The organism is Burkholderia sp. AU31624 (assembly GCF_020420065.1).
In the GTDB taxonomy this organism is placed as follows: Bacteria; Pseudomonadota; Gammaproteobacteria; order Burkholderiales; family Burkholderiaceae; genus Burkholderia.
This window is the reverse complement of the sequence record NZ_JAIZRT010000001.1, coordinates 772,110-789,932: the sequence shown is the minus strand read 5'-3', so window position 1 is coordinate 789,932 and position 17,823 is coordinate 772,110. Positions and strand designations below refer to the sequence as shown.

The 17,823-nt window shown below is 66.7% G+C and carries 21 protein-coding genes and 1 tRNA gene; 6 read left to right on the top strand and 16 right to left on the bottom strand.

The window, feature by feature from the left end; genetic code table 11:
• Nucleotides 1–91 precede the first annotated feature (91 nt).
• The gene (locus LGM89_RS03675; protein ID WP_226272313.1) at nt 92–1,132 is read left to right on the top strand and encodes a T6SS immunity protein Tli4 family protein; all 1,041 of its coding nucleotides are present in this window, start codon (nt 92–94) and stop codon (nt 1,130–1,132) included.
• Between the two features lie 138 nt (nt 1,133–1,270).
• On the opposite strand, the gene LGM89_RS03670 is transcribed toward LGM89_RS03675, so the two are convergent.
• Nucleotides 1,271–1,355 (bottom strand) — tRNA-Leu (locus LGM89_RS03670).
• A gap of 141 nt (nt 1,356–1,496) precedes the next feature.
• Between LGM89_RS03670 and LGM89_RS03665 the strand changes: the two genes are divergently transcribed.
• Nucleotides 1,497–2,822: a leucine-rich repeat-containing protein kinase family protein gene (locus LGM89_RS03665; protein WP_226272312.1), complete on the top strand. Its 1,326-nt coding sequence runs from the start codon at nt 1,497–1,499 to the stop codon at nt 2,820–2,822.
• Between the two features lie 15 nt (nt 2,823–2,837).
• On the opposite strand, the gene LGM89_RS03660 is transcribed toward LGM89_RS03665, so the two are convergent.
• From LGM89_RS03660 to LGM89_RS03625, 8 genes are all read right to left on the bottom strand, one after another.
• A complete protein-coding gene (locus LGM89_RS03660; protein ID WP_226272311.1) occupies nt 2,838–3,467 on the bottom strand; it encodes a LysE family translocator in 630 nt (209 codons plus the stop codon).
• A gap of 99 nt (nt 3,468–3,566) precedes the next feature.
• On the bottom strand, nt 3,567–3,740 hold the full coding sequence (locus LGM89_RS03655; protein ID WP_226272310.1) for a hypothetical protein: 174 nt from the start codon (nt 3,738–3,740) through the stop codon (nt 3,567–3,569).
• Between the two features lie 31 nt (nt 3,741–3,771).
• Nucleotides 3,772–4,218, bottom strand: a complete 447-nt coding sequence (locus tag LGM89_RS03650; RefSeq protein ID WP_089496412.1) for a copper chaperone PCu(A)C — start codon at nt 4,216–4,218, stop codon at nt 3,772–3,774.
• A gap of 80 nt (nt 4,219–4,298) precedes the next feature.
• Complete coding sequence (gene copC, locus LGM89_RS03645) at nt 4,299–4,664, bottom strand: copper homeostasis periplasmic binding protein CopC (RefSeq protein ID WP_226202376.1); 366 nt, start codon at nt 4,662–4,664, stop codon at nt 4,299–4,301.
• A gap of 302 nt (nt 4,665–4,966) precedes the next feature.
• Nucleotides 4,967–5,344, bottom strand: a complete 378-nt coding sequence (locus LGM89_RS03640; RefSeq protein ID WP_226202378.1) for a DUF2946 domain-containing protein — start codon at nt 5,342–5,344, stop codon at nt 4,967–4,969.
• 92 nt (nt 5,345–5,436) lie between these two features.
• Nucleotides 5,437–5,931, bottom strand: a complete 495-nt coding sequence (locus LGM89_RS03635; protein WP_089496416.1) for an SRPBCC family protein — start codon at nt 5,929–5,931, stop codon at nt 5,437–5,439.
• 56 nt (nt 5,932–5,987) lie between these two features.
• Nucleotides 5,988–6,290 (bottom strand): 2Fe-2S iron-sulfur cluster-binding protein, encoded by a 303-nt coding sequence (locus LGM89_RS03630; RefSeq protein WP_089496417.1) that lies wholly within the window; start codon nt 6,288–6,290, stop codon nt 5,988–5,990.
• Between the two features lie 87 nt (nt 6,291–6,377).
• The gene (locus LGM89_RS03625; RefSeq protein WP_226272309.1) at nt 6,378–8,279 is read right to left on the bottom strand and encodes a sigma-54-dependent Fis family transcriptional regulator; all 1,902 of its coding nucleotides are present in this window, start codon (nt 8,277–8,279) and stop codon (nt 6,378–6,380) included.
• Between the two features lie 385 nt (nt 8,280–8,664).
• On the opposite strand from LGM89_RS03625, the gene LGM89_RS03620 reads away from it, so the two are divergent.
• Nucleotides 8,665–8,940 carry a DUF2964 domain-containing protein gene (locus tag LGM89_RS03620; RefSeq protein ID WP_264163869.1) on the top strand — a complete coding sequence of 92 codons (276 nt, stop codon included), beginning with the start codon at nt 8,665–8,667 and terminating at the stop codon, nt 8,938–8,940.
• Between the two features lie 239 nt (nt 8,941–9,179).
• On the top strand, nt 9,180–9,470 hold the full coding sequence (locus LGM89_RS03615) for a DUF1488 domain-containing protein (protein WP_039366385.1): 291 nt from the start codon (nt 9,180–9,182) through the stop codon (nt 9,468–9,470).
• A gap of 246 nt (nt 9,471–9,716) precedes the next feature.
• Here the strand turns inward: LGM89_RS03615 and LGM89_RS03610 are convergent, their stop codons facing one another.
• On the bottom strand, nt 9,717–11,018 hold the full coding sequence (locus LGM89_RS03610) for an NCS2 family permease (RefSeq protein WP_089426935.1): 1,302 nt from the start codon (nt 11,016–11,018) through the stop codon (nt 9,717–9,719).
• A gap of 140 nt (nt 11,019–11,158) precedes the next feature.
• Here LGM89_RS03610 and LGM89_RS03605 point away from each other — a divergent pair, with 140 nt between their 5' ends.
• Both LGM89_RS03605 and LGM89_RS03600 read left to right on the top strand, forming a co-directional pair.
• The gene (locus LGM89_RS03605) at nt 11,159–11,299 is read left to right on the top strand and encodes a hypothetical protein (protein ID WP_226272308.1); all 141 of its coding nucleotides are present in this window, start codon (nt 11,159–11,161) and stop codon (nt 11,297–11,299) included.
• A gap of 508 nt (nt 11,300–11,807) precedes the next feature.
• On the top strand, nt 11,808–12,086 hold the full coding sequence (locus LGM89_RS03600; protein WP_011354312.1) for a hypothetical protein: 279 nt from the start codon (nt 11,808–11,810) through the stop codon (nt 12,084–12,086).
• 125 nt (nt 12,087–12,211) lie between these two features.
• Here LGM89_RS03600 and LGM89_RS03595 read toward each other — a convergent pair whose 3' ends face one another.
• From LGM89_RS03595 to LGM89_RS03570, 6 genes are all read right to left on the bottom strand, one after another.
• Entirely contained in the window at nt 12,212–12,736 is a 525-nt protein-coding gene (locus tag LGM89_RS03595; protein ID WP_226272307.1) for a DsbC family protein, read from the bottom strand.
• A gap of 219 nt (nt 12,737–12,955) precedes the next feature.
• Nucleotides 12,956–13,114 carry a hypothetical protein gene (locus tag LGM89_RS03590; RefSeq protein WP_179250180.1) on the bottom strand — a complete coding sequence of 53 codons (159 nt, stop codon included), beginning with the start codon at nt 13,112–13,114 and terminating at the stop codon, nt 12,956–12,958.
• 453 nt (nt 13,115–13,567) lie between these two features.
• Complete coding sequence (locus tag LGM89_RS03585; RefSeq protein WP_089426937.1) at nt 13,568–13,855, bottom strand: hypothetical protein; 288 nt, start codon at nt 13,853–13,855, stop codon at nt 13,568–13,570.
• Between the two features lie 78 nt (nt 13,856–13,933).
• Nucleotides 13,934–14,839 (bottom strand): metal-dependent hydrolase, encoded by a 906-nt coding sequence (locus tag LGM89_RS03580; protein ID WP_089496421.1) that lies wholly within the window; start codon nt 14,837–14,839, stop codon nt 13,934–13,936.
• A gap of 30 nt (nt 14,840–14,869) precedes the next feature.
• Complete coding sequence (locus LGM89_RS03575; protein WP_226272306.1) at nt 14,870–16,657, bottom strand: SDR family oxidoreductase; 1,788 nt, start codon at nt 16,655–16,657, stop codon at nt 14,870–14,872.
• 45 nt (nt 16,658–16,702) lie between these two features.
• On the bottom strand, nt 16,703–17,602 hold the full coding sequence (locus tag LGM89_RS03570; RefSeq protein WP_226202390.1) for a M24 family metallopeptidase: 900 nt from the start codon (nt 17,600–17,602) through the stop codon (nt 16,703–16,705).
• Nucleotides 17,603–17,823: the final 221 nt, after the last annotated feature.

The following is a 17,823-nucleotide window of genomic DNA, read 5'->3' as shown; positions in this document are numbered from 1 at the left end:
CGATGACGCATTAATCGACGGTTGTCGATGCCCGTGTCTGTGCGTTGCTCTACAGTATCGTGCAAATCACAATCGACGCACCGGAACCAACATGCTGACACGAGTGGGACGATTTCTGTTTTTGGCGGCGAGCATCTATGCCTGCTCGATCGCGTTCGCCGAGGAGTTGACGGTCACCAATCCGGTGTTGTCCAACCTGCGTCCGTGGTGCGTCGGCCGCTTCGTGTTCGACCGGCCAGCGGCAAGCGTCATCACGAATGAGCGGTACGAGTTTCAAGGCGAGAAACTGGAGACGCAATACAACGTAACGCGTGCTATCTATCAAGCCAAGGTTGACGGGTTGGAAAGGGAGTATCGCACCAAGCGCCGCTTTGATCCTGCAAACCCGAACGATAGCGCAGGGCCTGCTTGGCTTGAGAAGACGCTTTCTCCGACAAGCACTTCAGCAGTTTTTGTCTATCAAGAAGGGATTGCAAAGGCTGCCAAACTACCTTTCGATACTGAAGGGTATATCTACGAAAATAAAACGCTATTTCATACAACCGGCAGTATCGGGTCGGCGGCAATTGATCGGGCAGAAGAGATCTACAACGGCATCTATCGCCGGATCAAGGCACGTGATAACTGGTCGGTGCCGACCGAATCCGGATTCTGCTTTGACGGCGGGATTGCCACGGGTTCGTCGACTTCTACAGAGGAAGTGTCTCAGTCGTTTGCGCTGATGCCGGGGCGTCCGGCGCTGCTGGTGATCCAGATGCGCGATGCTGTGGACGTGGATCAGAAATCATCGCTGACCAAGACGTTGCCCGAACTGCGGTCACAACTTAACCGGCTGTCGAACGGAAGCTACCGAATCGTGCGGAAAGGCAAGCGCACCGTCGCGGGAATGGACGCCGAAGAAGTGCTGTTCGAACTGAACGAAGGCGACATCACTTCGTATCGCTTCTACCTGCTCGCACCAGGCGATCCGGCTACGCTGGCGAAACCCCATACCGCCATTCAGTTGATACTCGGCGCAAGGACGCCCGATTTGTCGCGGGATGAAGCAACGTCGCCCGTGGATGAAGCTGGCGCGCTGCAAGTGTGGGAGGCGTTCCTGAACAGTCTTCGACTGAGGCCGGGCGCCGTCTGATCGACAGGGATGGACGCGACGGCCCGCACTTTTGCCGGCGACTACCTGCCGCGGCCGACCATCAAAAAACAAAAAACCCGCGAAGCGTCGTGCTGTCGCGGGTTTCCGGAATGGCGGTGCATGCGGAGAAACCGCATTTGGTGCCGACGGCGAGACTCGAACTCGCACAGCTTTCGCCACTACCCCCTCAAGATAGCGTGTCTACCAATTTCACCACGTCGGCACTGCAAGGGGCGCAATTCTAGCGCGACGTTGCGCGTTTGTGAAGGGGGTGTGACAAGATCGGTGAATGCACGCAGGCGATCCCGGTAGAATTCGGGCGATCGACCCGACGATCGTCGCAACCGCCACCCGTTTTCCCCGCGTGACACACACCCTCGAACAACTGCAGGCCGGCCAGCTCGCCGGCGCACGGCAACTCAAGCTCGCATGCGGGTTGACGGAGTTCCCGCGCGAGATCTTCGATCTGGCCGACACGCTCGAAGTGCTCGACCTGACCGGCAATGCGCTGTCCGCACTGCCGGACGACCTGCCGCGGCTGCACCGCCTGCGCATCCTGTTCGCGTCCGGCAACCGCTTTACCGCGTTCCCCGACGTGCTCGGCGCGTGCGGGCAGCTCGACATGATCGGCTTCAAGGCGAACCGGATTCAAACGGTGCCGAGCGGGTCGCTGCCGCGCGCGCTGCGCTGGCTGATCCTCACCGACAACGCCATCGACGAACTGCCGGCCGATATCGGCGATTGCTCGCGGCTGCAGAAGCTGATGCTCGCGGGCAACCGGCTGCGCACGCTGCCGGCGGAAATGGCCGGATGCCGCGCGCTCGAACTGGTTCGTCTGTCCGCGAACCGGCTGGACGCACTGCCCGACTGGCTGCTGCGCCTGCCGCGCCTCGCATGGCTCGCCACCGCAGGCAACCCGTTCGGCGCCGCGCCGGAAGCCGCGGCGTCGGCCGGGCCCGAGGTCGCGAACGTCGACTGGGCATCGCTGGCCTGCGAGCAGAAGCTGGGCGAGGGTGCATCGGGCGTCATTTACCGCGCGCAGTGGCGCGCGGACGGGCATCCGCCACGGGCGGTCGCGGTCAAGCTGTTCAAGGGCGCGGTGACGAGCGACGGCCTGCCCGATTGCGAAATGGCCGCGTGCCTGCACGCCGGCCGCCATCCGAGCATGATCCCGGTGATCGGCAAGGTGAGCGGGCATCCGGACGGCACGCACGGCCTCGTGATGGAACTGGTCGATCCCGCGCTCACGAACCTCGCCGGGCCGCCGAGCTTCGCGACCTGCACGCGCGACGTGTATGCGGCCGACGCGAAATTCACGCCGGTGGAGGCGGTGCGGATCGCGCATGGCATCGCGTCGGTGGCGGGCCATCTGCATGCCCGCGGCATCATGCATGGCGACCTGTACGCGCACAACATCCTGCACGATGGCGAAGGCGGTGCGCTGCTCGGGGATTTCGGCGCGGCATCGCTCTACGATGTGAACGATCGCACCCGTGCTACGGCGTTCGAACGGATCGAGGTACGGGCGTTCGGCTATCTGCTTGGCGAGTTGCTCGAGCGATGCGAACCGCGCACGTGGGCCGGCAGGAGCGCGCTTGATGCGCTCGCGGTGGCCTGCCTGAATGAAGACGTCGATGCGCGGCCGTCGTTCGGCGAGATCGCGGCCGAGCTGGCCGCACACACGCGCTGACGGGCGCGCGTCGGCTTACGCCTGACGCGCGGTCAGCAGCCTGATCCCCAGCCCGACGAACAGCAGCCCGCTGGCGCGCTTGAGCGCACGCACCGCGCGGCTCATGCCGAAGCCGCGATGGAAGCGGCGCACGCCGGCCGAATAGACGCTGTGAACGATCACCACCGTGCACGCGATCGTCGCGTACATCACGACGAACTGCAGCGCGAGCGGGCGGTCGTGCACGATGAACTGCGGCATGAACGCCGACAGGAAGATCATCGTCTTCGGATTGCTGCCCGACACGAACAGCGCTTCGCGGAACAGTTTCCCGCGGTCGGGCGCGGCTATCTCCTCCGCCCCGGTCGCAGCGGCGGCCTTGCGGTCGCCGCGCAGTTGCCGGACACCCAGGAACATCAGGTACGCGGCGCCGACCACCTTCATCGCGACGAACAGCGGCGGTATCGCGGCCAGCACCGCGCCGACGCCGAGCGCGACGAGCACCACGACCACCCCTTGCGCGACGAGGTTGCCCGCGATCGTCGCGGCCGTGCCGTGCGTGCCGTAGCGCACCGTGTTGCGGATGACGAGCAGCACGTTGGGCCCCGGCGACAGTGTCGTGGCGAGATAGGCTGCGGCAAACAGCATCCAGGTCTGAATGGACATGCGGCGCTCCGAGAGGCGGTTCCGGCGATCGGGATGAACCGATGATGCCACGCCAATAATGGGCGCAGGCTCGCGCCGGAACCATGCCGTCGCGGTGCGTCAGCTGGCGTCGCGCATGCAGTACGCCGGGATCGACGGCGGCGTATCGATCCCGGCGGGGCGCGTCATCCACGCGATCCACCCGGCCCATATCCCGCAGACGATCATCACGGCGACGTTCAGCGGTGTCCGGTAGCGGACGATCAGGTCGGCCAGCGGCAGGCGATGTTTCATGTGCATCTCCTTCGATCGGGGGCGGTGGACGTTACTGGCCGGCGTAGGTCGGCGCCTTGGCGTCGCAGGTCACGGACACCGTCGAGCCGTCCGCGAAATGCAGCCGGAACGGCACCTTCGCGCCGGGCGCGACGGCCTGGCGCGGTTGCTCGAGCATCACGTGATAGCTCTTCGGCTTGAAGGTCAGCGTGCCGTGCGCGGGCACTTCGACGGCGCCGACGTGGACCATCTTCGCGGTGCTGCCGCTCGTTTGTGTTTCATGCAGCATCGCCATCCCGTACGCCGGCGAGTCGAGGCCGGTCAGCGTGATGGGCGCGTCGCCGTCGTTCTTCAGCGTGAAGTAGCCGGACGACGGCACGGTTGCCGGCATCGCGCGGATCCAGCAGTGTTCTGCCTGCACGGCCGGCGCGGCGAACGTGGCGGGGGTTTGCAGTGCCAGCAGTGCGAACAGCAGGCCGGTCGGAATCGAGCGCTTCATGATTGGTTCTCCTGATGGGTAGATGCAGTGAAAAATGGGGCGACGCGGCTGGCACGGAACGCCGATGCGCATCGCGGGCATCATTTCAGCGCGAACGCGTAGTGGCCGTGCGTGCGATGGCCGTCGCTGGCCACCGCGATCCACGCGACCGTGTACGTGCCGGCCGTCAGATGGGTCAGCGCGACCTGCATGCGCTTTCGGTTGCCTGCATCGACGGACGATTTCCCGTCGACGACCGATTGCCCATGGCTGTCGGTGACGGCGATCGAGCTGAATGCGGGTTCGAGCGCTTCGCTGAAGCCGATCGTGACCGCGTGCGGCGCGGTCGAAAGCGTGGCGTTGGCAGCCGGTTCCTGAGTTTTCGGGAGCGCGTGGGCGTGGGCAGCCTGGATGGCGACGAAGCCAAGGGCGGCAAGCGCGCCGCGAACGAAAGAGGGGGTATTCATGGTCGAATGTGCGAGTGGCGAATCGGATGGCGTAACACGGATTCGACGGACGGATGCACGCGTACCCTCGCAGCAGCACCGAGGGCGGCTGGCGTCAGCGCGAACGTGCGCGGCCGGACGTTCGCCCGCGAGCGAATGTCGGCGCGACAGTACGAACCGGAAGTCGCCAGCCGCACGCACGGCACGACGCCGAGCGCAATACGGTGACACATGATCGTCCTTCGAAACGTGACAGGTCGCACACGCCGGCGGCGTGCGCGGGCCACGCGATGCTTGACGGCATCACGGGCATTGACGACGAATCAGGACGCGAACGGAGGGGCGCGCGGTTGCGCGGCCGTGAGCGGCAGCGCGCGGCGCAGGCTGTCGAAGCGGGTCGCTTCGCGATGCTGAATGACGTGCACGTTGGCCGCGAACGTCAGTTCGGGCGCGGGCAGTGCGGGTGTGTGAGCAAGCAGGCTGCAATAGCCGCATGCCTGGAGGTGGGCCGTCAGGCTCTTCTGCGCCGCATCGGCGGCGCGCTTGCCGGTGGCCGGCGCGGCCGTGCAGTAACCGGCCAGCAGCGTATCGACGCGCTGCTGCGTCGCCAGTGCCTGCGAGATCGTCGGCGCGAGCGCCGTCATCAGGATGGCGAGCATCCCGATCAGACTGCCGATCTTCCGGAGGCGACGACTCAGCATGCGATGCGCGGTGACGTACAGGCGACGATGGAGCGGATTATGCCACGCACGTCGATGCGCATGTCGGCACGGACCTGCGGCGTGGCGGCGCGCTACGCGTGCTTCGCCAGGTATTTCGTGATCAGTGTCATCTGCGCGGCCCAGCCCTGGTCGTTCATCTCGCGCGCCTTCGCGCGGCGCGCTTCGATCAACTGGTCGAAGCCCGTTTCGGTGACCGTGAGCAGCGTGCCGCCGGCCTGTGCGGCGAGCGTGAACGTGACGAGCGTCATCGGCTCGGTCGAGTAATCGAAGGTCGGGTCGATCGCGAACGGATGCCAGCGAAACGAGAACAGTTGTTTCGGCTCGACGCGGTCGACGACGATTTCGAACACAGTGCCCGCGTAGGGCTCTTGCGCCTTGGCGACGTCGTCGTCGACGCGGGTCGGCGTGATGCGGCCGAACAGCGGCTGGCCGGCCGCGAACGGGCCGTCGAACGTGACGCCGAACCACTGGCCGAATTCGCCGGAATTGCTGACGGCTTCCCACACGCGGTCGGGCGATGCGTCGAGCTGGGCCTGTTTTTCGATGCGATCGGTTTGCTGGGTCATGACGTTCTCCACTCAGGATCAACCTTTGCAGGACGGCCCGCGCGAGCGCGCCGCGGCTAGTCGAGCATGACCGCGTCGGGCACGTCGAGCACGAGGTCCGACGTCGCGACGGCCACGCACGGCAGCGTATAGCCTTCGGCCTTTTCCTCGCGGCTCAGCCCTGGCCATTCGATCGTGTAGCGTACGCTGCCGCTGACGATCCGGCAAAGGCAGCTTCGGCACGTGCCGTTGCGGCACGAACGCGGCAGCGATACGTGCGCGAACGCGGCGGCTTCGAGCAGCGTCAGTGAATCGGGCGCATCGAAGGTCGCGCCGAGCGGCTCGATGCGCACGAGGGGCAGGTGTTCCGGGTCGGTCATGGCGAAGGCAGGGCGGGCGGCGGTTCGGCGGCAACGCGCCAAGCATACCCGAACGTGCCGGCGGCCGGCGTCGGCCGGCCGCTGGCGTCAATGCCGGCGCAGGTGCCGGTACACGGTATTGCGGGCGAGACCGAGCTCGCGCGCGGCCGCCGATACGTTGCCGCCATGTCGCGCGAGCACGGCGTCGATCACCGCGGCCTGATGGCTTTGCAGCGTCGTGCCTTCGTGCGTGCCGGCCGATGCGGCCGGCGCTGCGGTGGCAGGCGCCGGTGCGTCGTCGCAATCGAGCCAGAAATCGTCGGGCAAATGGGCGAGCGTGATTTCCGCTTCGTCTTCGGCGAGCATGCCGGCCGTACGCAGCACGTTGGTCATCTGGCGCAGGTTGCCGGGCCAGCGGTGGCGCGCGAACGCGTCGAGCACGTCGGCCGCGATGCGGCGCGGCATCGGTTCGCTGCGCGCGAGCCGCGCGAGAATCCGCTCGACGAGCGCGGGCAGATCGGTGCGTGCGGCGAGCGCCGGCAGCGTGACCGCGAGCCCGTTGATCCGGTAGAACAGGTCTTCGCGGAACGTGCCTTCCGCGATCATCGCGCGCAGGTCGCGGTGCGTCGCGCAGACCACCCGCACGTCGACCGGCACCGCGCGCGCACCGCCGAGCGGCATCACCGCGCGTTCCTGCAGCACGCGCATCAGCCTGACTTGCTGCGCGAGCGGCATGTCGCCGATTTCGTCGAGAAACAGCGTGCCGCCGTCGGCCTGCACGATCTTGCCGGGGCTGCCGCGCTTGCGTGCGCCGGTGAATGCGCCGTCCTCGTAACCGAACAGCTCGGCCTCGATCAGCGAATCGGGCAGCGCCGCGCAGTTGACCGCGACGAACGGGCCGTCCGCGCGCGGCGATGCGTGGTGCAGCGCACGGGCGAGCCATTCCTTGCCGGTGCCGGTCTGGCCAAGGATCAGCAGCGGCAGGTCGCGGCCGCGGATCTTCGCGACGCGTTCGAGCACGGCGGCCATGCGCGCGTCGCCGGTGTCGAGCGTTGCGAACGTGATCGTGTCGGGGTCCGGCGTGCGCACCCGTGCGGCAGGCGCGGGCGGCGTGACGGCGACGGTGGTCTTGTGCGCTTCCGCGAATTCGCAGCGCGCCAGCACGCGGACGCCGGTCGACAGCGTGAGGCGGAACATCGCGCCCGGCGCGCGCGCTGCCTGCTGCGCGAGCTGGCCGAAGCGCATGCCGAACAGTGCGTCGCTGGCCTGATGCTGCAGTGCGTCGAACGATGCGCCGAGCTGGAATTGTGCGCTGCGGTTCGCGGCGATCAGCCCGCCGTCGGGTCCGAAGGCGACGAGCCCGGCGAACAGCGAATCGACACATTCCTCGTGCGCATGAAAGCGCAGCCGCAACGCTTCCGCGCACTGGTTCGCGAACAGGTGGTTCTCGATCAATTGCGCGGACATCCGCACGAGCGCGAGCGTATGCGGGCTCGAGCCGCGCGGGTCACCGCTGACGTCGAGCGTGCCGAGCGTGCGGCCGAACGGATCGAAGATCGGCGCGCATGAGCAGGTGAGGATGTGGTTGGCGCGCAGGAAGTGTTCGGACCCATGCACAGCGACGGCCTGGCCCGATGCGAGCGCGGTGCCGATCGCGTTGGTGCCGCGCGCGCCTTCCGCCCACGACACGCCGGTACACAGTGCGACGCGGTTGGCTTTCTCGATGAAGTCCGCGTCGCCGATGCTGTGCAGGATCACGCCGTCGGCGTCGGTCAGCAGCACGAGGCTTTGCGTGTCGGCGATCTGCGCGTGGAGGTTCTCCATCACCGGGCGCGCGTGCGAGAACAGTGCGTGATTCGTGTCGAGCAGTTCACGCAGCGCGAGGCGCGACAGCGGCGAGAAATCCGGGCGTTCGTGCGCGCGCAGGCCGACCGCGGTCGAACGCGCATGCGCCTGCGCGAGCAGGTCGGTGCGACCCGCGGTGGCGGGCAGCACGAAGGGTTGCGGCATGACTTGTCTCCTGTCGGTCCCAGTTAGCGCTTCAGCGCTTACTGGGACCCCATGCTTCGCGGTCGACAGCAGTTAGCGCTTTAGCGCTTGCTGCTGTCCCATGCTTCGCGGTCGACCCGAGTTAGCGCTTCAGCGCTTACTCGGATCCCATGCTCCGCGGTCGAGCCCGGTGAGCATTTCAACACTCACTCCGGCCCCATGCTCCTCGAAATCGGCCGATCCGGCGCACGCCTCCGCACCGAAATCCTCTACGGATTCCCGCCTTCGCGTGCGGCGCACCATCGGTGTGCGAACGGCAACCATCCGGGTACGCATCATCATACAAGCGCCGCGTACGAAGCGCGACCGCGAACAAAATCCCCTTGCTTTTAAATGCCCGCCTGCAATGATGGAAATGGAGCACGCACGCGCCGTGTTCCGCATTGCAACATGCATGCGACGCGACATGCATCCGTTCGGGAGACGCATCATGGTTCGGACGGAACTGAGAGTCGTGCTGGCGGCCATCGCCACCTTCATCATGCTGGGCGGCATCGCCGTGGCGATCCACGGGCTGCTGTTCGATCTGACCGATGCGGTGCGATACGGGGCGGCCGCGATTGCGGTGGGCGCCACGACGGCTGCCATCGCGCTCAATGTCTGGCCGAACGACCCTCACTGACGCCGGTTTCCGAAACGGTGCCGGATGCCGCGCTGATCTGATGAAATGCGCGTCGTAACGACGCACGCGGAATATTTGTCTCCTGCGCGAAACCGTCTAAAGTGGAAATCAACCGGCATGCATTGCCCGCGCCTATCCCCGCGGGCGGCGCCTCCGCCGGCGAGCCCGCGTACACTTCGTCCGGCCGGTAGCGGACGACGGACGCGGTCATTCGTTTTCTACCGGTCGAGGCGGCTCCCATGCAGATCCATTTCACGAACGAGAAGCCCGAGTATTCGGGGCGCGACCTGATGCTGGCGTTCACGGCGTTGGTCAATGGCGAGCGGGTCCAATGTCAGATCACCGCCGAGGCGCTGGAAGATCACTTCGGCGCGGCGTCGCCGCGCTTCGAGGACATGGTCGGTGCATTCGACCAGCACCGCGATCGTATCGAGGCGGCTGCACGACGCCTGCTGTCCGAGACGCGCGCGCAGTGCGTGACGCTGCGCAGCGGCTACGTCCGCTTCTATGAGGCCAACTGGCGCGGATGACACGACGTTCGTCTTGCGGCGCGCGTCGCTGAACGCTGCGCATGCGAAGACGTTGCCTTTCACGCAATGCCGTTCGGTGGGGCCGGGCGGCATTTTCGTATGCGGGCTGTGCCGGGTTGCCCGAGCGTCGGTACGTTCGTGCGTGCCAGTTCGTCAGGATCGCATAGGAATTGTGCAAAAACAGAAACGCCACCCGAAGGTGGCGTTTTTTCATCGGGCATCATGCCGCGCGCCGAAGCGCCGCCGTCATTCGCTGCCGAGATAGAAGAAGCGGAACAGGAACACGGCGGCGATGAGCCACACGATCGGCTTGACCGAGCGGGCCTGGCCGGTCAGCAGCTTGAGGCCGCCGTACGCGATGAAGCCGAATGCCACGCCGTTCGCGATCGAGTACGTGAACGGCATCAGCAGGGCGGTCAGCGCGGCGGGCACGGCTTCCGTCGCATCGTCCCACGGCACCTCGACCATCTCGCGCAGCATCAGGCACGACACGTACAGCAGGGCCGGTGCCGTCGCGTAGGCCGGCACGACGCCGGCGAGCGGCGCGATGAACAGGCACGCGAGGAACAGCACCGCGACGGTGATGGCCGTCACGCCCGTGCGGCCGCCGGCCTGCACGCCCGACGCGCTTTCGATATACGCGGTGGTCGACGACGTGCCGAGCACCGAGCCCGCGACGATCGCCGTGCTGTCGGCGAGCAGCGCCTTGTTCAGGCGGTTCATCTTGCCTTCGACGAGCAGGCCCGCGCGGTTCGCGACGCCCATCAGCGTGCCCGTCGCGTCGAACAGCTCGACGAGGAAGAACACGAGGATCACGTTGATGATGCCGGTCGACAGCGCGGCGCCGATGTCGAGCTTGAACAGCGTCGCATCGATCGACGGCGGCGCGGAGAACACGCCGTGGAACTGGTTGTCACCGAAGAAGAACGACAGGATCGTGACGCCGATGATGCCGATCAGGATCGCGCCGCGCACGCGCAGGTGGTCGAGCGTGACGATCGTGAAGAAGCCGACGATCGCGAGGATCGTGTCGTGCTTGTGCAGGTCGCCCAGCGTGACGAGCGTGGCCGGGTTGCCGACGATCACGCCCGACGTCTTCAGCGAGATGATGCCGAGGAACAGGCCGATACCCGCGGTGATCGAGATCCGCAGCGATTTCGGAATGCCGTTGACGATCGCCTCTCGTACGCGGAACAGCGTGACGAGCAGGAACAGGCAGCCGGAGATGAACACCGCGCCGAGCGCGGCCTGCCACGTGAAGCCCATCCCCTTGACGACCGTGTACGCGAAATACGCGTTCAGGCCCATGCCGGGCGCGCATGCGATCGGGTAGTTCGCGTACAGCCCCATGATGAGCGACGCCAGCGCCGCGACGAGGCAGGTCGCGACGAACACGGATTCCTTCGGCATGCCGGCGTCGCCGAGGATCGCGGGGTTGACGAAGATGATGTAGGCCATCGTCAGGAACGTGGTGACGCCCGCGAGTATTTCGGTGCGGAAGTCGGTGCCGGCTTCAGCGAAGCCGAAATACCGCTTGATGGATTCCATGAAGGCGTTTCTCCGGTCGGTTGTCGTGTTGCTTGTTGTGCCGAATTGTTGTAAAGGCAGCGCGGCCGGCCTACTGTAACCAGCCACTATTGCCCGGCTATCGGCGGATTGTAATAGCGCGGATAGCTCGGACGATATAGTTGGAGGGCACGATCGAAAGATCGATCGGCTGCCTGCGCGCGAGCGGTCTGGCAGCCCGGTCGCGCGACGAAGGCGCGCATTTTACCGGTTCGGGCGGAACGGGCTGGCAGAAATGGCTGAAACGGGAGCGGGATGCGTGAACGACGCCGGCCGATGCGTGCGCAACGGTGTGCAAGACGGCACGCGCGGGGGATCACGCGGCGTGGGCGCGGGATGATGACATCCGACTGAAACGGCGCACCCGCATGCTGCACGAATGCGGGGCAGGCGGCGCGTGCGCGCGAACGCACGTGCGAGGCCGGTCCGGATGCCCGGCAGCGGCGTGCAGCGGCCATTCGTCAGTCCAGACGGGTGCAGATATCGGGCTATCGTGCGCCGAAGCCGTCCCGCCCGCAACTGTCATTTCGTGATGCGGGGGCGACTGTGGTTTCTGTGTAAAAGATTGCAAGACCCCATCGCGTAAACCGGCAAGTCTTTCTAGGATAGATACACCGCGCATGCACACGCCGGCCAGTAATTGCCGACGCGGGGGAGTCGCAGTCCGTGCAGGCCAGGCGGTGAAGTGCGGTCAAGGCCGTTGCGTGTTCGGGCAGGCACGGCCGCTTGCGATTGCCCGATGCGGGTTCGTCCGTAATCACGGAGGTCAGCATGTTGAACTGGATCAGCCGTTGGGCGATGCGACACGCCCCCACGCCGGAAAAAACCGCTGCGTCGATGCTCGTGACGGCGCGCATGGAACTGTTCGCAGCCGAACAGCGCGTCATCGACGCGAAATTACAAGCGGATTACTGGCGTACACGTGTGTCATTCCTCGAAGAGGTGCAGAAGCAGGGCATCGATCCATGGGTGACCTCGCAGGCAGCGCAACGTCCCGACCTCGAGTCCACTCCCCGGAGCACGGGCCCGCGTCTCGCCGCCAGCACCTGATGCACCTGCTGCATCCCGTCGCTGCGCACGGCGCGCGATCGGTCGCGGCACGCACTGGCGTGCCGCGTCATTGAAAGCGCACCCGCGATGCGATAGCGCGTCGCGGGTGCGTGCATTTCCTCGATTCAGTCGTTCAGCAACGTTTCTATGGCGGGTGCGGAAACCGCACCGGACGTCATGCGGCCGTTCGCGTTGAACAGCGTCGGCGTGCCGCGCAGGCCCAACGCAAGGCCGAGCGCGCGGATCTGCGCGAGCGGTGCGGCACACGTGCCGGCGGCAGGTTGCACGTTGTCGATCATCCACGCTTTCCACGCCGCATTCCGGTCATCCGCGCACCAGATGCCGCGCGCATGCGCGGCGGCCTGCGGATGGAGTCCCTCGAGCGGATAGAGGAAGGTGTGAATAGTCACGTTGTCGATCCGTTCAAGCGTGCGCTCCAGTCGTTTGCAATAGGAACAATCCGGATCGGAGAAGACGTAGAGCGTCCGCGTGCCGTTACCGCGGACCGTCTGGATCGCGTGGGCGCGTGCCATCGACGCCAGCACCGCGCCGGTGTCGCGCGCCGCAATGCGGGTGCCCGGGGTCAGCGTGATCGCGCCGGAAGACGCCGCTGGCGCGTCGTGACTTGCCGGTGCGGGCGCCGCGTTCACGATGGAGGGGAGGCTCGCGAGCAGGCTCGAAAGCACGGTCAACCGGAGCAGCATTCGGTTTGTCATATTGATTCGGTATGCGAATAATTTGGAAGATCCGCACACCGCGTACGTACGTGAGAAACGAGTGCGAGTCCGGTTCAGTGCATGCCGTGAACGCGTCGGCGATGCCCGGCCGAGCGGGCATCACGCCGGCTTGCCCGGGCACGCGCACGGCGCTCAGTGGCCGGCTGCTTCCGCGCTTGCCTGGTCGCTCGCCTGGTCGCTGGTCTGTTGCTGGGCAGCGGGCGCGTCGTGGTCAGGATCGTCGCAGGCGACGGCGTTGCCGCTGACGGCGAATGCTGCGGCGAGAGCAAGTATCACTCGGGATGCGTTCATCAGATAATCTCCGGTTTCGATGGTGGGAACGCCTTCTCGGGTGACACAAGGCGTTCGGGATACGTAGTGTGTCCACGCCGCATCGATGCGACCAACTTCCTGAAGAGAATCTCAATACGCGGGTGCTTTCTGTCCCTTGTTCCCGCTGGCGCGAGCGTCGCGTGCGGCTGACGGGCAACGTGCTTGCGCGGCGCGTCGTGTTCTTCGTTCGATTCACTGGACCGGACGGACGGCGCGCAACCTCGAAAAAAGGCCTCGGCCGTTTCCGGCGAGGCCTGGTGTGAGGGGCGGCGGTACCCATCGGCGCGCTGACGAGCCGGCGCCATCGATGACGCACCGTTTCGTGCCTGTGCCCGGCGATGGATCGCGATGGCAATGAGCGCGAACACAGGCACGCGAGCGCGTGCGGCGCCGCGCGGCGGCGTCAATGACAATATTCGACGCGGGCGCGGGTCACGCGTCGCGTTGCGCGAGCCCGTTCACGAGCAGCTCGGACAGCAGGCCCGTCATCCCTTCCGGGTGCGTGGCCGCGCGGGCCTTGAGCTGTTCGACGAGGTCGGCATTGAGCTTGCAGGCGAACGGCACGAGGCCCTGTTCCTGGTCGAGCTTGCGCTGCGCGCGGCGGTCGAGCTTGGTGGCTTCTTCGGCGCCCTTGCCGAAACGCGCGGAGCTGGATTGCTTCAGCGCGTGCGTCAGCTTGAGCGCCTTGTTCTTTTCGAGATCGGTTTTCTTCATGGCCATCGCGGCACCTCCGGGAAATGAAGCCGCGATTGTACGCATTTCGGCGGGCGCCGCCCGCCGAGCCGGCAGGAAACCCGTTCAGGCACCCTTCGTCGTGCCCCAGTTGCCGCCGTGCGCGGCCGCCTGCGCGGCCGGCGAGCGGGCGAGATAGGCGAGCGCCTGTTCGGTCGAGCCTTCGTGGTGCGGCGTATAGCCCGGCTTGAAATAGCGCAGCGCCGCGCCGATCACCTTCCAGAACGACGGCAGGTGCCCGCGCCGCGAGCCTTGCCACCACGCGAGCACGAAACCCGGGTAGCGGCCGGCGGCCGGGTCGCGCCGGTACATGAACTTCGCGCCCGTCGTGATGTAGTAGAGCAGCAGCAGGATCACGAACGCCATGTGCACGCAGCGCTCCGGATAGGTGCCGCCCAGGTGCCGGTAGATGTCGAACGCGACCGTGCGGTGCTCGACTTCCTCGGCGCCGTGCCAGCGCAGCAGGTCGACCATCGTCGGGTCGGCACGGCCTTCGTCGAGCCCGTGCGCGTTGAGCACCCAGTTGCCGAGATAGCCGAAGAAATGCTCGAGCGACGCGATCACCGCGAGCTGCTGGCGCAGCCAGAAACGCGTGTGGCCGATCTTCAGCCCGAGCGGCTGTTCGCCGAGCACGCGCGTGAAGAGGCGATTGAGCTTCTGCGTGAACGGCTTCGTGTCGATCCCGTGCCGGTCGTAGTAGTGCTTGAGCACGCCGCCGTGCGAACGCGAATGGACGGCTTCCTGCCGCAGGAAACCTTCGGCCTCGTCGCGCAGGCGCGCATCGGTGATCAGCGGCAACGCCTTGTTGTACACGCGGCAGAACCACAGTTCGCCTTCCGGGAACAGCAGGTTCAGCGTGTTGATGATGTGCGTGCTGCCCGGGTCGTTCGGCACCCAGGTAATCGGCGTGTCGCTGAAGTCGAACTTCACGTGCCGGGCCTTGATCTTGTGATAGTCGGCGGTATCGGTCATCTGTGTCTCCCTGTGCGGCGCGATGCGCCGTCAATGCGATGCCATGCTGACGCGGGCGATCATCCGGCCGAGCCACGGCATGAAGCGGCCGACGAAGCGCATCGCGTGCGCCTCGCCGCCGACCGCGACGACGGGGCGGTTGCGCAGCACGCCGTCGACCATCGCCTGCGCGACGGTTTCGGGTTTCAGGCCGCGCATCTGGTACAGCTTCGTCGCGCGCTTGCGCAGCCGCGCTTCGTCCTGTGCATTGGCGCCCGCGTATTGCGTCGACGCCATGATTCCCGTTTCCGCGAAACCGGGGCACACGGCCGTCACGCCGATGCCTTGTTGCGCGAGTTCCGCGCGCATGCATTCGCTGAGCATCAGCACGGCGGCCTTCGTCGTCGCATACGCGGGCAGGTCGCGCGATGGCCCGAACGCGGCGGCCGACGCGGTGTTGACGATGTGGCCGCCGGTGCCGCGCGCGGCCATCTGCTGGGCGAACAGCCGCGAGCCGTGGATCACGCCCCACAGGTTCACGTGCAGGATGCGTTCCCAGTGCCGCGTGCTCGTGTCGAGGATGCCGCCGGCCATGCCGATGCCCGCGTTGTTGATCACGACGTCCGCGCCGCCGAGTTCGCTGCCGACCCACGTCGCCAGCGCTTCCATTTCATCGGCGGACCCGACGTCGACCCGCTTCGCGTGCGCTTGCGCACCGATGAGCCCGATCAGCAGCGCGGTGCGTTCGGCGCTCGCGGGGTCGATGTCGCACGCGACGACCGTCGCGCCTTCGCGGGCGAACGCGAGTGCCGCGCAGCGGCCGATGCCGCTGCCCGCGCCGGTCACCACCGCGACCTTGCCGCTGAAGCGGCCGCTCGTGGCGCGGCGGCGCGCGTTCGCGAGCGCGGGCGGTTCGTTGCCCGATTCGACCGCGTCGATCAGTTGCCCGGCGAGCGCCGCGAAGCGTGTCGGATCGGCGAGCGGCAGCCAGTGGCCGGCCGCGACTTCACGGCGGTAGTACTGCGGCACCCAGCGCGACAGGTTCTCGGACAACGCGGGGCTCACGTATTTGTCGCCGAGCGGCACGATCGTCTGCACCGGCGCATGCGCGTAGCGTTCGCGCGGCGCGAACAGGCAGCGGATGAAGTTCGCGCGATAGAGGCGCACGCCGCGCGCGCCGTCGTCGGCTTGCGTCGGGCGCGGCGTGGCGGGCGTTTTTTCGAGCCGGCGCAGCAGGTGGGGCCATGCGCGGCCGAGCCACAGCCGCCAGCCGAGTTCGGGGATGAACGGCAGGTGGAACAGGTACACGTACCACGACCGCACGAGCTGCCCGCCGAGCTTGCCGAGCGACGCGGGTGTCGGGTGCAGCACGCGTTCGCGCAGCCAGAAGCCGACGTGGTCGAGGCACGGCCCCGAGCACGACGTGTACGACGCGATCCGGCCGGCGAGGCGCGGATCGGTGACGAATTCCCAGCCCTGGATCGAGCCCCAGTCGTGCGCGACCAGGTGCACGGCGCGGCCGGGGCAGAGCGCGTCGATCACCGCGACGAAGTCGTCGGTCAGCTTCGCGAGGTGGTAGTCGGCCGTGCGCTTCGGCACGCCGGACAGGCCCGCGCCGCGCACGTCGTATGCGATCACGTAGTGCTTGCGCGCGAGCAGCGGCGCGACGTGCTGCCAGACGCTGCTGTCGTCGGGATAGCCGTGCATGAGCACGACCGGCGAGCGGGCCGGGTCGCCCCAGGTCTTGACCGCGAGCGTCAGGTCGCCGGAGGCGACCGCCGTTTCGCTGTGAACCGATTCGAACAGGGCCAGCGGTGCTTCGTCGGAAAGAGGCTGCATCGTGAGTCCGTCGTTCAGGGAGTCGGGAGGATGGGCGCGTTCGGGTCAGGCGGCGGCCGGCACGGTCGCGACGGCCTGCATCCGCTCGGCCTGGCGGCGCTGCCAGCGGCGCACGTGCGGCAGGTCTTCGTCGAGCCAGTACGCGTCGTCTTCGGTGATGACGAGCAGCTCTTCGAATTTCGCGCCGACGCCGGCGAAGCCGAGATGCGGCTCGACGGCCCACAGGCCCGGCACCGGCGCATGCTCGGAGCGGCGGTCGATCGACCACAGCGGCGACCAGCCTTGCTGCTTCGCCGCGCGGCCCTGGTCGAGCAGCAGGTTGCGCGTCGCGTTCAGCCCGAAGCGCGCGACGAAGCGCGGCTTCGACAGCTTGTGGATCTTCGCGACGCGGTGCGCGAGCACCTTGAACGGATAGGCCTTGTGGCGCGGCTCGACACCCTGGCGGCGGCACAGCGCGTCGACTTCCTGCGCGACCTCGGCCATCGGCCGGCGCGCCTTCACGAGCCGCACGATCATGTCGCGGTGATCGATCAAATCGTCCTGCAGCTGTTCGAGGATCGGGTTGTGGCCGAGGCAGTGCGCGTAGCCAACGTCGGCCACGATGCCGTCGAGCACCGGCGCGACGTCGAGGATCACCGGCATGTCGGTTTCGAGCTGCCGGTTGCTCGGGAAGAACGCGAGATTGAAGCCGCCCAGGTGCTTGAGGCCCGAGAAGCCCTCGAACGCGGTGCGGTCGCCGAACCACGCGAACGGCTTGTGCAGCCAGTCGTGCACGCCGTTGTCCTGCAGCCATTCGGTCAGCAGGCGCGCGGCTTCCTTTTCGGTGATGCCGGGGTAGAGCATCGCGCCGACGGTTTCGACGCAGCGGTACGCCAGCTGCTGGACTGCGCGGAATTGCGGCAGCTCGTCGAGGTGGACTTCCGGCAGCGGGGGATGGTCGGCCATGATGCGTCTCCGTTGGGGGTGCTGATCCGGAATGCGCCCGCCGGCATCACCGGCGCGGGTTATTCAGTCAGCATTTAATGTGTCATTGAGCGATGTAAAGATCATAGACGGTTCCGGGACGCGCGCCAGCCCCCGAGGGTGAGGATTTGTCCTAATGAAGGGCCGAAGTGGAGTGGAAACTCTAGATTTCCGGAAGTTGGGCCGGACGGCCCCCTGCGCAG

Bases quoted from the DNA above. Each gene is read 5' to 3' on its own strand.
- LGM89_RS03675 (WP_226272313.1), top strand. From the start codon at position 92: ATGCTGACACGAGTGGGACGATTTCTGTTTTTGGCGGCGAGCATCTAT.
- LGM89_RS03660 (WP_226272311.1), bottom strand. From the start codon at position 3,467: ATGTCCATTCAGACCTGGATGCTGTTTGCCGCAGCCTATCTCGCCACG.
- LGM89_RS03655 (WP_226272310.1), bottom strand. From the start codon at position 3,740: ATGAAACATCGCCTGCCGCTGGCCGACCTGATCGTCCGCTACCGGACA.
- LGM89_RS03650 (WP_089496412.1), bottom strand. From the start codon at position 4,218: ATGAAGCGCTCGATTCCGACCGGCCTGCTGTTCGCACTGCTGGCACTG.
- copC (WP_226202376.1), bottom strand. From the start codon at position 4,664: ATGAATACCCCCTCTTTCGTTCGCGGCGCGCTTGCCGCCCTTGGCTTC.
- LGM89_RS03640 (WP_226202378.1), bottom strand. From the start codon at position 5,344: ATGCTGAGTCGTCGCCTCCGGAAGATCGGCAGTCTGATCGGGATGCTC.
- LGM89_RS03635 (WP_089496416.1), bottom strand. From the start codon at position 5,931: ATGACCCAGCAAACCGATCGCATCGAAAAACAGGCCCAGCTCGACGCA.
- LGM89_RS03630 (WP_089496417.1), bottom strand. From the start codon at position 6,290: ATGACCGACCCGGAACACCTGCCCCTCGTGCGCATCGAGCCGCTCGGC.
- LGM89_RS03625 (WP_226272309.1), bottom strand. From the start codon at position 8,279: ATGCCGCAACCCTTCGTGCTGCCCGCCACCGCGGGTCGCACCGACCTG.
- LGM89_RS03620 (WP_264163869.1), top strand. From the start codon at position 8,665: ATGATGGAAATGGAGCACGCACGCGCCGTGTTCCGCATTGCAACATGC.
- LGM89_RS03615 (WP_039366385.1), top strand. From the start codon at position 9,180: ATGCAGATCCATTTCACGAACGAGAAGCCCGAGTATTCGGGGCGCGAC.
- LGM89_RS03610 (WP_089426935.1), bottom strand. From the start codon at position 11,018: ATGGAATCCATCAAGCGGTATTTCGGCTTCGCTGAAGCCGGCACCGAC.
- LGM89_RS03600 (WP_011354312.1), top strand. From the start codon at position 11,808: ATGTTGAACTGGATCAGCCGTTGGGCGATGCGACACGCCCCCACGCCG.
- LGM89_RS03590 (WP_179250180.1), bottom strand. From the start codon at position 13,114: ATGAACGCATCCCGAGTGATACTTGCTCTCGCCGCAGCATTCGCCGTC.
- LGM89_RS03585 (WP_089426937.1), bottom strand. From the start codon at position 13,855: ATGGCCATGAAGAAAACCGATCTCGAAAAGAACAAGGCGCTCAAGCTG.
- LGM89_RS03580 (WP_089496421.1), bottom strand. From the start codon at position 14,839: ATGACCGATACCGCCGACTATCACAAGATCAAGGCCCGGCACGTGAAG.
- LGM89_RS03575 (WP_226272306.1), bottom strand. From the start codon at position 16,657: ATGCAGCCTCTTTCCGACGAAGCACCGCTGGCCCTGTTCGAATCGGTT.
- LGM89_RS03570 (WP_226202390.1), bottom strand. From the start codon at position 17,602: ATGGCCGACCATCCCCCGCTGCCGGAAGTCCACCTCGACGAGCTGCCG.